General features: G+C 64.3%; 1 protein-coding gene. It reads right to left on the bottom strand.

Going from position 1 to position 255, the window contains the following annotated elements; translation table 11 throughout:
• On the bottom strand, nucleotides 1-255 hold a 255-nt coding region (locus I6F35_RS39795; RefSeq protein WP_225122991.1), incomplete at both ends, for a condensation domain-containing protein.

Genomic DNA, 255 nt, shown 5'->3' with positions numbered 1-255 from the left:
GACCGCGGATCAGCGGACCGCGCGCAAGATCGAATGGCGTGCGCCCCTCTTCTTGGCACAGATCCAAAAATGCCGCTTTTGCATCCGATCTCTCCCGCAGATCGTGCTCAACTATCGGCAGACCCGCATCCGGCGGCAGAACCTCAACCCGGGGCTTGCCCTGGATCGCGACAAACACACTGCGCAGCGCCTCATGACGCGCCAACACACGGTCAAGGCTGCGCTGCCAGGCGCTGCGGTCGAGCATCCCGCGCA

This window comes from Bradyrhizobium sp. BRP22, from assembly GCF_020194175.1.
Classification (GTDB): Bacteria; Pseudomonadota; Alphaproteobacteria; order Rhizobiales; family Xanthobacteraceae; genus Bradyrhizobium.
This window is presented reverse-complemented; position numbering and strand designations above follow the sequence as displayed.